The sequence below is a fragment of the Streptomyces sp. NPDC029044 genome (genome assembly GCF_040637495.1).
Lineage (GTDB): Bacteria > Actinomycetota > Actinomycetes > Streptomycetales > Streptomycetaceae > Streptomyces.
On record NZ_JBEZWN010000042.1, the window covers coordinates 14,733 to 27,766 of the forward strand.

Consider the following 13,034-nt stretch of genomic DNA (forward strand, 5'->3'; position numbering starts at 1 on the left):
ACCTCATCCCGGGAGATCCGTCAGGGACTGCTCGGCCCAGATGATCTTCCCTTCGGGGACGAACCGCGTGCCCCACCGCTGCGTGAGCTGCGAGACCAGCAAGAGCCCGCGTCCGCCCTCGTCCGTCGTACGGGGATGGCGCAGATGGGGCGCGGTGGCGCCGCCGTCGAGGACCTCGCACACCAGCGCGCGCTCCCGGATCAGCCGGAGCCGGATGGACCCGGTGGCGTACCGCATGGCGTTGGTGACCAGCTCGCTCACCACCAGCTCCGTGGTGAAGGACAGCTCGTCCAGGCCCCAGCGCGCCAGCTGCCGGGTGGCCGTGCGACGGGCGTCGGCGACCACGGCCGGGTCCGAGGGCAGCTCCCAGGCTGCCACCTGCTCGCTGCCGAGACGTTTCGTCCGGGCCATCAGCAGGGCCACGTCGTCGTAGGGACGGGCCGGGACGAGCGCGTCGACCACGGCCCGGCAGTACGCATCGAGGGGGCCCGACCGCACCAGCGCCCGGCGCAGCCGCTCCCGGCCGGCGTCGACGGCCCAGGTCTCGCCCCGGGCCAGCAGCCCGTCGGTGTGCAGCGCGAGCGTGCTGCCCTCGGCGAGCGGCAGCTCCACCGCCTCGAAGGGCGGCCCGCCCACGCCGAGCGGCGGCCCCTGGGGCAGATCGGCGAAGACGACCGAGCCGTCCGGCAGCACCACGGCCGGGGCGGGATGTCCCGCCGCGGCCATCACACAGCCGCCGTCGACCGGGTCGTAGACCACGTACAGGCACCCGGAACCCACGACCCGCGCCCCGCCCGACCCCATCGCGCCGGGCTCCCCGCCCTCCTCCCGCGCCGACCGCCCCACGAGGTCGTCGAGGTGCGCCAGCACCTCCTCGGGCGGCAGATCGAGCGCCGCCAGGGTCCGCACGGCCGTCCGCAGCTGCCCCATGGCCGCCGCGGCATCGATGCCGTGCCCGGGCACCTCGCCCACGACCAGCGCGACCCGGGCCCCGGACAGCGGGATGAGGTCGTACCAGTCGCCGCCGAGACCGGTCAGCTCGTCGGCCGGCCGGTAGCAGGCCGCCACCTCGACGGCGTCCTGCTCGGGCAGCCGGTGGGGGAGCAGGCTGCGCTGGAGGACGAGGGCGGCGTCCCGCTCGCGGGTGTAGCGGCGGGCGTTGTCCACGCAGACGCCCGCGCGGGCCACGAGGTCCTCGGCCAGCCGCAGATCCTCCTCGTCGAAGGACTCCCGGTGCCGGCGCCGGTAGAAGGTCGTGATGCCCAGCGTGGTGCCGCGCGAGCGGATCGGCACGGTCATCACGCTGTGCAGGCCCAGCTCCCGGAAGGTGGCCCGGCGGCCGCTCGGGGTGTCCGTGGTCCAGTCCCGCGTCAGCGGGTCGAGCCGCTCCTCCCGCCAGGACCGTCCCGTGGCCAGGCAGCGGAAGGGCGGCGTTCCGGCCCGGAAGGCCACCGTCTCGCCGATCTCGATGACCGCTTCGGTGAGGTCGTCCTGCGCGGACCGGTAGCCGGCACGGCGCAACTCCACCGGCTCCTCCGACTCCGCGAGCGGTCCGGGAGCCGGCTCGGCGCCCCGCAGCACCGACTCCAGCAGGTCGACGGTGACGAAGTCGGCCAGCCCCGGCACGGCCACGTCCGCCAGCTCCTGCGCCGTGCGCGTGAGGTCCAGGCTGCGGCCGATGCTCTCACCGGCCCGGTCGAGCAGCGCCAGCCGCTGCCGCGCCCGGTGCCGCTCGGTCATGTCCACGACGGTGTAGTACACGCCGATCGGATGGCCCTGGTCGTCCTCCAGCCGGGTGAACGACAGCATGTGCGCGGTCTCGCGCAACGGGGCCGAGCGCACGTGGCCCACGTGCTCGTAGCCGACCACCGGCTCGCCGGTCTCCAGCACGTGCCGCATCTGCGCCTCGACCGCCTGGGCGTCCATGCCCGGCTGGACGTCCGCGAAGCGCAGACCGAGCCGTCGCGCGGCCGGCCCGCCGCCGAACTGCTCCAGGGCGGCGTTCGACCACACGAAGCGCAGGTCCGTGTCCACGATCGCGATACCGACCGGGGCGCCCGCCGCCATCTGCTCCAGGACCGTGCGGCTCATGTCCCAGCCGGGGGCGTCGGTCAGCTCCGACAGGAGCATCAGCCAGCGCGAGCCACCGTGCGCCTCCTCGGCCGAGGCGATCCGGGCCGCCACCTTCACCGGCTCACCGTCCCTGCGGCGGACCGTCAGCAGCCCCGTCCAGCCGCCGTCCCTGCGGCACCGCTCGACCAGGTCCGGCACGCGCTGCGCGTCCTCGGCGACCAGCAGATCGGCCAGCTTCCTGCCGACCGCCTCCGAAGCCGGGTACGCCAGCAGCCGCCGGGCACCGCTGGTCCAGCCCGTCACCACGCCCTGCGGATCGAGCAACAGGGGCGCCGTGTCGGCCACATCGAACCGCTGCCGGGCAACGTCGTACACCTCGTCTGCGCCCACGGCCGACCTCTCTGTCGCTGAGAGTGGTCTACCACCTCTTGCCCCAATCTTCACCCTTCCGGCGACAGCGGGCGGCTTGTGCAGGGCCGGTCGGGGCGGCACCGCGCCGCTGGGCAGGGGACGACAAGGGACGGATTCGGCCCTGCCGGCCGCTGACCCCGCTCGGAGCCCGCGCATCGGGATGCGCACGGTCTGCCCGAACCCGCTGTCACGGACGTCGGAAGGCCCCGGGCCCCCGGTACAACCCGCGCAGCACCCCGGTGGGGAGACCCGTCCGCGTGGACGCCGCTCCCCACCAGGTGGTGGCCGGCCTCCTCAGCCCAGCGCCTTCTCCAGCGCCGCGAGAGCCCCCGTCAGCTCCTCGCCCGTGATGGTGAGCGGGGGTGCCAGGCGGATCGTGGAGCCGTGGGTGTCCTTCGCCAGGACTCCCTCGCGCATCAGGCGTTCGCTGATCTCGCGGCCGGTGCCGAGCGCGGGGTCGACGTCGACGCCCGCCCACAGGCCCCGCGAGCGGAAGCCGACGACCCCCTTGCCCACCAGCCCCGTCAGACCGTCGCGCAGGATCACGCCCAGCTCGGTCGCCCGGCGCTGGAACTCGCCCGTCTCCAGCAGTTCCACCACCGCCGTACCCACGGCAGCCGCCAGCGGATTGCCGCCGAACGTCGAGCCGTGCTCACCCGGGTGCAGCACCCCGAGCACCTCCCGGCGCCCGACCACCGCAGACACCGGCACGATGCCGCCGCCCAGCGCCTTGCCCAGCAGCAGCACATCCGGCACCACCGGCTCGTGCTCGACCGCCAGGGTGCGGCCCGTGCGGCCGAGCCCGGACTGGATCTCGTCCGCGATGAACAGACACCCCTTGCGGCGCGTCAGCTCCCGCACACCGGCCAGATAACCCTCGTCGGGGATGATCACCCCCGCCTCGCCCTGGATCGGCTCGATCAGCACCGCGGCCGTCGTCTCGTCGACCGCCGCCTCCATCGCGGCCAGGTCGTTGTACGGCACCACCCGGAAACCCGGGGTGAAGGGCCCGAAGCCCGCCCGCGCCGTCTCGTCCGTCGAGAAGCTGACGATCGTCGTCGTACGGCCGTGGAAGTTGTCCGCCGCGACCACGATCGTCGCCTGATCGGCCGGCACGCCCTTGACGTCGTAGGCCCACTTGCGGGCCACCTTCACGCCGCTCTCCACCGCCTCCGCCCCGGTGTTCATGGGCAGCACCATGTCCATGTCGGTCAGCGCGGCCAGCCGCTCCGCGAACCCGGCGAGCCGGTCGTTGTGGAAGGCGCGCGAGGTGAGCGTCAGCCGGTCCAGCTGACGGTGTGCCGCCTCGATCAGCGCCGGGTGCCGGTGGCCGAAGTTGAGGGCCGAGTAGCCGGCGAGCATGTCGAGGTAGCGCCGCCCCTCGACGTCCTCCACCCAGGTGCCCTCGGCACGCGCGACGACCACCGGCAGCGGGTGGTAGTTGTGCGCGAGGACCGGCTCCTCCGCGCGGATCAGCTCCTGCGAGCCACGGGTCTCCCGCGGGTCACGGGCCCCCTGCGCGTCGTCGGTGCGGACGGGTGCGGTCATGAGCGGGTCTCCCGGATCTCCTGGGTGCAGCACTTGATGCCGCCACCGGCCTTCTGGAACTCGGACAGGTCGACGGGGACGGGGACGTAACCGCGGTCGGCCAGCAGCCCGGCCAGGTTCGTCGCCCCCGGTGAGATGAACACGTGGCGCCCGTCGGAGACGGAGTTGAGCCCGAACGCCATCGCGTCCTCGCGGGTGGCGAGCACCGCGTCCGGGTACAGCCGGGCCAGCACCTCACGGCTGCCCGGCGAGAACGCCTCGGGGTAATAGGCGATGTTCTCCTCGTCGAGGACGAACAGCGCCGTGTCCAGGTGGTAGAAGTACGGATCCACCAGCGTCAGGCTGATCACCGGCGTCCCGAAGTGCTCCTGCACCTCGCTGTGGGCCTCCCGGGTCGTCCGGAAGCCCGTCCCGGCCAGGATCCAGCGTCCGGCCGGCACCAGGTCGCCCTCGCCCTCGCACACCGACTCGGGGTGGTACACCTCGTACCCCTCCGCCTTGAACCACGCCTCGTAGGGCACGGACTCGGGACGGCGCTCGGGCGCGTGGAAGAGCGAGCCGAAGACGCGGCCGTCGACGACGACCGCCGCGTTCGCGGCGAACACCATGTCGGGCAGGCCCGGAACGGGTTTCACACTGTCCACGGTATGGCCGTGGGCTCGGTAGGTGTCGACCAGCGCCTGCCACTGGTCCAGAGCGCGGAGCACATCGACGGGTTCGTCGGGATGCATCCACGGGTTGATCGCGTACTGCACGGCGAAGTGTCTGGGTTCGCAGACGAGGTAGCGCCGCCGGCGCGGCACACGGGAGTCGGGCACAGAGGGGTCCCTCCGCTTCCTCACGGTGTGTGACTGGGGGTTGACACAACGGTAGGAACTGGCGGAGGTGCGCGACAAGAAACAAAGATTGCGCGTTCGCGCAGGAACGCTGCGTCTTCCGGCCGCTCAGCGCACGTCTGCTGCGCCGCCCGGAGGCCCTTCCGGGGCCGGATGGCTCGCGCCCGCCTCCGGGCTCTCCGGCAGCAGGTGGGAGAGGACCATCACGCTGATCGTCTTCCGGATGAACGGCTCCTGGCGGATCCGCTCCAGCACTTCCTCGAAGTGCTCCACATCCCGCGCCCGGACGTGCAGCAACGCGTCCGCGCCGCCGGTCACGGTCATCGCCGCGGCGATCTCCGGGTAGTCGCGCACGACCTCGGCCAGCCGCCGCGGCGGGGCGGCGCCCTCGCAGTACACCTCGACATAGGCCTCGGTGCGCCAGCCCAGCGCCGACGGCTTCACCGTCGCCGAGAACCCGGTGATCACACCCGTCTCGCGCAGCCGGTCGACCCGCCGTTTGACGGCCGTCGCCGACAGCCCGATCGCCGTGCCGATCTCGGCGAACGACGTCCGCGCGTTCGCCATCAACGCCGTGATGATCTTCCGGTCGAGTTCGTCGAACGGCGTGGACCTGCTGTTCATGCGGGCACTGTATCCACCGGCATCCCGGCCCGCTCCCGCCCGGCGCGGGCACCGTATCCAGCGCGGACGTCCACCTCCGGCACATGTCCAGACGTACGGATCACCCCTACACTCCGGGTTCATGCTGCGCGCCCTGGCTGTCGACGACGAACGCCCCTCCCTGGAGGAGCTGCTCTACCTCCTGCACGCCGACCCCCGCATCGGCAGTGCGGAGGGCGCCGGCGACGCGACCGAGGCGCTGCGCCGCATCAACCGCGCCCTGGAGTCCGGCCCGGGCGGCCCCGAGGCCATCGACGTCGTCTTCCTCGACATCCAGATGCCCGGCCTCGACGGCCTCGACCTCGCCCGGCTGCTCACCGGCTTCGCCCGGCCACCGCTCGTCGTGTTCGTCACCGCCCACGAGGACTTCGCCGTGCAGGCCTTCGACCTCAAGGCCGTCGACTACGTTCTCAAACCGGTCCGCAAGGAGCGCCTGGCCGAGGCGGTCCGCCGGGCCGCCGAGCTGCGCGGCGCCGCCCCACGCATCCCCGTGCACGAGCCCGACCCGGACCACATACCCGTCGAACTCGGCGGCGTGACCCGCTTCGTCGCCGTCGAGGACATCACCCACGTCGAGGCCCAGGGCGACTACGCACGCCTGCACACCGGCAAGGGCAGCCACCTGGTGCGCATCCCGCTGTCCACCCTGGAGGAGCGCTGGCGCACCCGCGGCTTCGTCCGCATCCACCGCCGCCACCTCGTAGCCCTGCGCCACATCGGCGAACTCCGCCTCGACGCGGGCACCGTCAGCGTCCTCATCGGCTCCGAGGAGCTCCAGGTCAGCCGGCGCCACACGCGCGAACTGCGCGACCTGCTCATGAGGAGGCCGTGACCGTGCCCCAGGACCACACCGAACGCCGCGTCGTCGTCACCGGCCCGCCCCGGCAGAGCAGCAGGGCCTCCTCCGGCTACTACCGCCCGCGCACGGAGATCGACGAGCAGACCACCCTCGGCCACACCTACGTCCGCTCCCTGATGCGCACCCAACTGCGCGCCGCCCTCACGGTGTTCGCCGTCCTCGGACTGCTCGTCGGCCCGCTCCCGCTGCTCTTCGCCACGATGCCCGACGCCCGCCGCCTGGAGTGGGCCGTCCTCGGCTTCGGCCTCTACGCCCCCCTGGTCCTGCTCGCCCGCTGGTACGTCCGCCGCGCAGAGCGCAACGAGCGCGACTTCGTACGCCTCGTCGAAGACCGCTGAAGCCCCACCCATGAACTCCAGCTACGCCATCCCCGCCGTCGCCCTGGTCGTCGTCGCCACGGTCCTGGTGGGCGCCTTCGGCCTGCGCATCTCCCGCACCACCTCCGACTTCTACGTCGCCTCCCGCACCGTCGGGCCCCGCCTCAACGCCGCCGCCATCAGCGGCGAGTACCTCTCCGCCGCCTCCTTCCTGGGCATAGCGGGCCTGGTCCTGGTCCAGGGCCCGGACATGCTCTGGTACCCGGTCGGCTACACCGCCGGCTACCTGGTCCTGCTGCTCTTCGTCGCCGCCCCGCTGCGCCGCTCCGGCGCCTACACCCTCCCCGACTTCGCCGAGGCCCGCCTCGCCTCCCAGGCGGTGCGGCGCCTCGCCGGTGCCTTCGTCGTCGGGGTCGGCTGGCTCTACCTGCTGCCCCAGCTCCAGGGCGCCGGACTGACGCTGACCGTGCTGACCGGTGCGTCCGACTGGCTCGGCGGGGTGATCGTCGCCGTCGTCGTCACCGCCACCGTGGCCGCAGGCGGCATGCGCAGCATCACCTTCGTGCAGGCCTTCCAGTACTGGCTGAAGCTCACCGCCCTGCTGGTCCCCGCCCTCTTCCTGGTCCTCACCTGGCAGAGCGACGGAGCACCCCGGCACGCCTTCGACGAACCGGCCACCTTCCGCGAGCAGCGCGTCGTCCGGGTCGACGACACCATCGACCTCACCCTCGACCGGCCCCTGACCGTCACGGTGACCGGCACCGTCGACGGCCGGACGCACACCGGCACCCGCCTCGAACTCCCCGCCGGGACCCACCGCATCGACAGCGGCACCCGCCTCACCTTCCCCGCCGGCGCCCCCGTCCCCCGGGCCGAGCGCAGCGGCGGCGGCGACCTCTCCCCGTCGCAGGCCGCGAGCCGCGAGGAACGCCCGCTGTACGCCACGTACGGGCTGATCCTCGCCACGTTCCTCGGCACCATGGGCCTGCCGCACGTCGTGGTCCGCTTCTACACCAGCCCGCACGGCGTCGCCGCCCGCCGCACCACCGTCGCGGTCCTCGGCCTGGTCGGAGCCTTCTACCTCCTGCCACCCCTCTACGGTGCCCTCGGCCGCCTCTACGCCCCCGAACTCACCCTCACCGGCGACCCGGACGCCGCCGTCCTCCTGCTGCCCGACCGCATGATCGGGGGAGTGGGCGGCGACCTGCTGGGCGCGCTGGTCGCCGGGGGCGCCTTCGCCGCGTTCCTCTCGACGGCCTCGGGGCTGACCATGGCGGTCGCGGGCGTCCTCACCCAGGACGTCCTGCCCTCCCGGGGGGTACGGCACTTCCGGCTCGGGACGGTCCTCGCCATGGCCGTACCCCTCGCGGCGAGCGTCCTGGTCGGCGGGCTGCCGGTCGCCGACGCCGTCGGGCTCGCCTTCGCCGTGTCGGCGTCCTCGTTCTGCCCGCTGCTCGTCCTCGGCATCTGGTGGCGGCGGCTGACCCCGCCCGGCGCCGCCGCCGGAATGCTCGTCGGGGGCGGTTCCGCGCTGCTCGCCGTCGCCGCGACCATGGCGGGCTACCCGGGCGAGGGCGCCCCCCTGCACGCCCTGCTCGCCTGGCCCGCGCTGTGGTCGGTGCCGCTGGGCTTCCTGACCATGATCCTGGTCTCCCTGGCCACGCCCGGCAGGGTGCCGCCCGGCACCGCCGCGGTCCTGGCCCGCTTCCACCTGCCCGAGGAACTGCGCACGGAGGTGCCGGCATGAGCGGCTTCCTGGCAGGCCTGTGCGTCGCCGTGCTCCCGGTACTCGCCCTGGGGGTCTGGCTCGGCCGCCGCACCGCACGCGCCAAGAGCCTCGCCGGCCTCGGCACCCCCGTCGAGCACGCCACCTTCGAGACCCTGCACACCGCCTCCCTCGCCGCGCCCCCGCTGCGGGCCGGCCTGACGGAGGAGACGGCCCGCAAGTCCGCCCGCAAACTGCGTTCCCTGCTCGGCACGGACGCCCTCTGCCTCACCGACCAGGGGCGGGTCCTGGTCTGGGACGGCGACGGGGCGCACCACCGCACCGAGATCATGGAACGCCTCGCGGGCCCCCTGGAGACCGGCCGCGGGGAAGCCTTCCGGCTCACCTGCGACAGCCTCGACTGCTCGGTGCGCTGGGCGGTCGTCGCCCCGCTCACCGTCGACGAGCGGGTGCACGGCGCGCTCGTCGCCTGCGCGCCCCGCGAGTCGGCGGTACTGGTGCGGGCCGCGGGCGAGGTAGCCCGCTGGGTCTCGGTCCAGCTGGAACTCGCCGATCTCGACCAGTCCCGCACCCGGCTCATCGAGGCCGAGATCAAGGCGCTGCGGGCCCAGATCTCCCCGCACTTCATCTTCAACTCGCTCGCGGTGATCGCCTCGTTCGTCCGCACCGACCCCGAGCGCGCCCGCGAGCTGCTCCTGGAGTTCGCCGACTTCACCCGCTACTCGTTCCGGCGGCACGGCGACTTCACCACCCTCGCCGAGGAACTCCACGCCATCGACCACTACCTGGCCCTGGTGCGGGCCCGCTTCGGCGACCGCCTCTCCGTCACCCTCCAGATAGCTCCGGAGGTGCTGCCGGTGACCCTGCCGTTCCTCTGCCTCCAGCCGCTCGTCGAGAACGCCGTCAAACACGGCCTGGAGGGCAAGGCCGTCTCTCCCGGCAAGTGCCACATCCAGATCACCGCCCAGGACGCGGGCGCCGAGGCCCTCGTCGTCATCGAGGACGACGGCGCCGGCATGGACCCCGGCCTGCTGCGTCGCATCCTCGCCCGCGAGGTCAGCCCCTCGGGCGGCATCGGCCTCTCCAACGTCGACGACCGGCTCCGCCAGGTCTACGGCGACGACTACGGCCTCGTCATCGAGACCGCCGCGGGCGCGGGCATGAAGATCACCGTCCGGCTCCCGAAGTACCAGCCGGGGGTGCACCCGGCGGGCCGGCTGCCCCGGGAGTGAGCCGTCAGGTGCTGCGCGTGGTCACCACCAGCCCCAGCGTGATCAGACCCAGGACGACCCAGCCGAACCACAGCCAGCCGTTGCTCCCGAGCGCCACCGTGTAGGCCGTCACCACGACCAGCCCGCCCAGTGTGAGCGCTCCCATGGTCTTCGTCGAGTTGGAACCGTTCGTGGAACCGGGCATCGCAACACCCCTCCTCATGGTTCGGTCCCTCCATGGTGCCCGGCGGACGCCCGGCGCGCACGGCCCGTGCCGAAGAGGTCTTCAGCGCCCCTGCGCGTTCAGCGAGGCCAGATAGGCGTTGTACGCCTCCAGTTCCTTGTCCCCGTCGCGGTCGGCGGCCCGGTCGGTGCGCCTGGCCTGCCGCTGGTCCGAGGCGTACCACTGGAACAGCAGGGCCACCAGCACCAGCACGGAGGGGATCTCGCTGAACGCCCAGGCGATGCCGCCCGCGGCGTTCTGGTCGGCGAGGGCCTCGATGCCGAGGGAGGCGGGCGGGTTCTTGAACGTCCCGATCATCGGCTCGGACGCCATCATCAGCGCGATCCCGAAGAACGCGTGGAACGGCATGCCCGCGAACAACTCCAGCATGCGCATCAGATAGCCCGGGCGATGCGGGCCCGGGTCCACGCCCATGATCGGCCAGAAGAACACCAGCCCGACGGCGAGGAAGTGCACCATCATGGCGATGTGCCCCGGCTTGGAGCCCATCAGGGTGTCGAAGAGGGGCGTGAAGTACAGCCCGTACAGGCTCGCGATGAACAGCGGGATCGTGAACGCCGGGTGTGTGATGATCCGCATGTACCAGCTGTGCAGGAACATCAGCAGCAGCTCACGCGGCCCCTTGCGCCCCCGCCCCGCCGTCGGCAGCGCCCGCAGCGCCAGCGTGATCGGCGCCCCGAGCAGGATGAGGATGGGCGACACCATGCTGATGACCATGTGCTGCACCATGTGCACGCTGAACATGACCATGCCGTAGTCGTTCAGCCCGGTGCACATCATGAGCATGATGCTCAGCACGCCCAGGACGAAGGCGACCGTCCGTCCCACGGGCCACTTGTCCCCGCGGCGGACGAGCCGTACGACGCCCCACCCGTACAGGGCCAGTCCGGCCAGGCAGGCGACGAGGAAGAACGGGTCAGCCGACCACTCCAGCCCTCGTCCCAGCGTGAACGGCGGCAGATCCATGGTCATGCCGTGCCCGCTGTGATCCATTCCGCCGGCTCCTGTTTCGTGGGGGTGTGCAGCCATCTGTCCGCCCACAAGAGTAGAACCGCCCCCAGTCGTGATCACGACCGGGGGCGGTTCAGTGTCCCTCAGGGGCGCGGGGCTCTGTTCGGTCCGCGGCTCCGCCGCGTGGGCGCGACAAGCCACCCGACCCGCACCCTGCACACGAGCACGACCTCAGAGAACGGTCTCCGCCTCGTCGTACCGATCGTCCGGAACGGTCTTCAGCGTCTTCACGGCCTCGGCGAGCGGCACCATCACGATGTCGGTCCCGCGCAGCGCGGTCATCTGCCCGAACTCGCCCCGGTGCACCGCCTCCACCGCATGCCACCCGAAGCGCGTGGCCAGCACCCGGTCGTAGGCGGTCGGCGTACCGCCCCGCTGCACGTGCCCGAGGATCACCGGCCGGGCTTCCTTCCCCAGCCGTCCCTCCAGCTCCACGGACAGCTGCCGGGCGATCCCGGCGAACCGCTCGTGCCCGTAGATGTCCTTGCCGCCCTCGTCGAACTCCATGGTCCCGGCCCGGGGCTTGGCCCCCTCCGCCGCGACGACGATCGCGAACCGCTTGCCCGCCTCGAAGCGCTCGCCCACCCGGCGGGTCAGCTCCTCTATGTCGAAGGGCCGCTCGGGGACGACGATGGCGTGCGCGCCGGCCGCCATGCCGGAGTGCAGGGCGATCCAGCCGGTGTGCCGGCCCATGACCTCGACCACCAGGACCCGCTGGTGCGACTCGGCGGTGGTCTTCAGCCGGTCCAGGGCCTCGGTGGCCACCCCCACGGCCGTGTCGAAGCCGAAGGTGACGTCCGTGACGGCGATGTCGTTGTCGATGGTCTTCGGCACGCCCACGACGGGCAGACCGCTGTCCGACATCAGCCGGGCGGCCTTGAGGGTGCCCTCGCCGCCGATCGGGATGATCGCGTCGAGTCCGAGCTCCGCGACATGGCCCCTGGCCCGCTCCACACCGTCCCGCAGATGGGAGGGCTGGACCCGGGAGGACCCGAGAATCGTGCCGCCGCGGGCGAGGATGCCGCCCACCGCGTCGAGGTCGAGCTTGAGGTAGTCGCACTCCAGGAGGCCCTTCCAGCCGTCCCGGAAGCCGATGACCTCGTCGCCGTGGTCGACGACGGCGCGGTGCACGACGGACCGGATGACGGCGTTCAGGCCGGGGCAGTCGCCGCCGGACGTGAGGACACCAATGCGCATAGCCCGAATACCTTCTCAACGTGGGCCGGGGACCGGACCACGTTGTCCGGCTGGAATCCCCGCCACCCTAGCGGCTTCGAGGGGCCGGACCGAAGCACGCGTCCGCCTGCTGGACGACCCCGCTCACCTGTGCGGATGGGTCGTCATACGGGCTGTTGACCAGCAGGTTGACGCGTACCTCGGGCACGCTGCGACGCTGTGCCTACGCGGGCTGCTGAGCAGCGGCGATCCGCTCGTTGCGCAGCGCCTCGTACCAGCGGTCGTCGGTCGGCGGCAGCGCGTTCACGTCGAGGGCCAGCTTCAGCAGCAGGTCCGCGATCAGCGGGTTGCGCGCGAGCACCGGCCCGTGCATGTACGTGCCGAAGACGGTGTCGTTGTACGCGCCCTCCGTGCCGTCGCCCGTGCCGTTGCCGTTGCCGAACCGCACCTGGGCGAGGGGGCGGGCGGTGGGGCCCAGGTGGGTGACGCCCTGGTGGTTCTCGAAGCCGGTCAGCGGAGGCAGGCCGAGACGCTGGTCGACGTCGCCCAGCACGTCACCGACGCAGCGCGCACCCTCGCCGCGCACCGACACGACGTCCAGCAGCCCGAGGCCGGGCTCGCGCTGGCCGAGATCGTTGATGAACTCGTGGCCGAGGATCTGGTAGCCGGCGCACACGGAGAACACGATGGCGCCGTTCTCCACGGCCCGGGTCAGGCCGCCGTCCCGGCGCAGCCGCTCGGCTGCCAGCCGCTGCGGCCGGTCCTCGCCGCCGCCGATCAGGTAGATGTCGCCGGAGGTCGGGATCGGCTGGTCGCTGCGCACGTCCAGCCGGGCCACGTCCAGGCCGCGCTGCTGGGCCCGGCGCTCGACGACGAGGACGTTGCCCTGGTCGCCGTAGGTGCTGAGCAGGTCGGGATAGATCCAGACGATGCGCAGTTGGTTGTCGCTCACAAAAGTC

General features: G+C 72.4%; 12 protein-coding genes. 4 read left to right on the top strand and 8 right to left on the bottom strand.

Going from position 1 to position 13,034, the window contains the following annotated elements; translation table 11 throughout:
* Positions 1–3: 3 nt before the first annotated feature.
* The 4 genes from AB0E85_RS27585 to AB0E85_RS27600 form a co-directional block, all read right to left on the bottom strand.
* Entirely contained in the window at positions 4–2,463 is a 2,460-nt protein-coding gene (locus AB0E85_RS27585; protein ID WP_361932397.1) for a SpoIIE family protein phosphatase, read from the bottom strand.
* Between the two features lie 315 nt (positions 2,464–2,778).
* Complete coding sequence (gene rocD, locus AB0E85_RS27590) at positions 2,779–4,032, bottom strand: ornithine--oxo-acid transaminase (RefSeq protein ID WP_361932399.1); 1,254 nt, start codon at positions 4,030–4,032, stop codon at positions 2,779–2,781.
* Entirely contained in the window at positions 4,029–4,850 is an 822-nt protein-coding gene (gene ddaH, locus AB0E85_RS27595) for a dimethylargininase (protein WP_361932402.1), read from the bottom strand. Before ddaH ends, rocD begins: the two co-directional genes overlap by 4 nt.
* A 126-nt stretch (positions 4,851–4,976) precedes the next feature.
* Complete coding sequence (locus AB0E85_RS27600) at positions 4,977–5,492, bottom strand: Lrp/AsnC family transcriptional regulator (RefSeq protein WP_361932404.1); 516 nt, start codon at positions 5,490–5,492, stop codon at positions 4,977–4,979.
* 121 nt (positions 5,493–5,613) lie between these two features.
* On the opposite strand from AB0E85_RS27600, the gene AB0E85_RS27605 reads away from it, so the two are divergent.
* The 4 genes from AB0E85_RS27605 to AB0E85_RS27620 are packed head-to-tail and all read left to right on the top strand — an operon-like array spanning position 5,614 to position 9,665.
* Positions 5,614–6,363, top strand: coding sequence for a LytTR family DNA-binding domain-containing protein (locus tag AB0E85_RS27605; RefSeq protein WP_361932406.1), 750 nt, complete (start codon positions 5,614–5,616; stop codon positions 6,361–6,363).
* A 2-nt stretch (positions 6,364–6,365) separates the two neighbouring features.
* The gene (locus AB0E85_RS27610; RefSeq protein WP_361932514.1) at positions 6,366–6,728 is read left to right on the top strand and encodes a hypothetical protein; all 363 of its coding nucleotides are present in this window, start codon (positions 6,366–6,368) and stop codon (positions 6,726–6,728) included.
* 10 nt (positions 6,729–6,738) lie between these two features.
* Positions 6,739–8,454, top strand: a complete 1,716-nt coding sequence (locus AB0E85_RS27615) for a cation acetate symporter (protein ID WP_361932408.1) — start codon at positions 6,739–6,741, stop codon at positions 8,452–8,454.
* Positions 8,451–9,665: a histidine kinase gene (locus AB0E85_RS27620; RefSeq protein ID WP_361932410.1), complete on the top strand. Its 1,215-nt coding sequence runs from the start codon at positions 8,451–8,453 to the stop codon at positions 9,663–9,665. The genes AB0E85_RS27615 and AB0E85_RS27620 overlap by 4 nt, the downstream gene beginning before the upstream one ends.
* Before the next feature lie 4 nt (positions 9,666–9,669).
* Here the strand turns inward: AB0E85_RS27620 and AB0E85_RS27625 are convergent, their stop codons facing one another.
* The 4 genes from AB0E85_RS27625 to AB0E85_RS27640 form a co-directional block, all read right to left on the bottom strand.
* Positions 9,670–9,849, bottom strand: coding sequence for a hypothetical protein (locus tag AB0E85_RS27625; RefSeq protein ID WP_030835374.1), 180 nt, complete (start codon positions 9,847–9,849; stop codon positions 9,670–9,672).
* 81 nt (positions 9,850–9,930) lie between these two features.
* A complete protein-coding gene (locus tag AB0E85_RS27630; RefSeq protein WP_361932412.1) occupies positions 9,931–10,881 on the bottom strand; it encodes a cytochrome c oxidase assembly protein in 951 nt (316 codons plus the stop codon).
* 189 nt (positions 10,882–11,070) lie between these two features.
* Positions 11,071–12,096: a 6-phosphofructokinase gene (locus AB0E85_RS27635; RefSeq protein WP_361932414.1), complete on the bottom strand. Its 1,026-nt coding sequence runs from the start codon at positions 12,094–12,096 to the stop codon at positions 11,071–11,073.
* Between the two features lie 202 nt (positions 12,097–12,298).
* Positions 12,299–13,027, bottom strand: coding sequence for a glutamine amidotransferase (locus AB0E85_RS27640; protein WP_033307231.1), 729 nt, complete (start codon positions 13,025–13,027; stop codon positions 12,299–12,301).
* Positions 13,028–13,034: the final 7 nt, after the last annotated feature.

Bases quoted from the DNA above. Each gene is read 5' to 3' on its own strand.
- rocD (WP_361932399.1), bottom strand. From the start codon at position 4,032: ATGACCGCACCCGTCCGCACCGACGACGCGCAGGGGGCCCGTGACCCG.
- AB0E85_RS27600 (WP_361932404.1), bottom strand. From the start codon at position 5,492: ATGAACAGCAGGTCCACGCCGTTCGACGAACTCGACCGGAAGATCATC.
- AB0E85_RS27605 (WP_361932406.1), top strand. From the start codon at position 5,614: ATGCTGCGCGCCCTGGCTGTCGACGACGAACGCCCCTCCCTGGAGGAG.
- AB0E85_RS27615 (WP_361932408.1), top strand. From the start codon at position 6,739: ATGAACTCCAGCTACGCCATCCCCGCCGTCGCCCTGGTCGTCGTCGCC.
- AB0E85_RS27620 (WP_361932410.1), top strand. From the start codon at position 8,451: ATGAGCGGCTTCCTGGCAGGCCTGTGCGTCGCCGTGCTCCCGGTACTC.
- AB0E85_RS27625 (WP_030835374.1), bottom strand. From the start codon at position 9,849: ATGCCCGGTTCCACGAACGGTTCCAACTCGACGAAGACCATGGGAGCG.
- AB0E85_RS27630 (WP_361932412.1), bottom strand. From the start codon at position 10,881: ATGGATCACAGCGGGCACGGCATGACCATGGATCTGCCGCCGTTCACG.
- AB0E85_RS27635 (WP_361932414.1), bottom strand. From the start codon at position 12,096: ATGCGCATTGGTGTCCTCACGTCCGGCGGCGACTGCCCCGGCCTGAAC.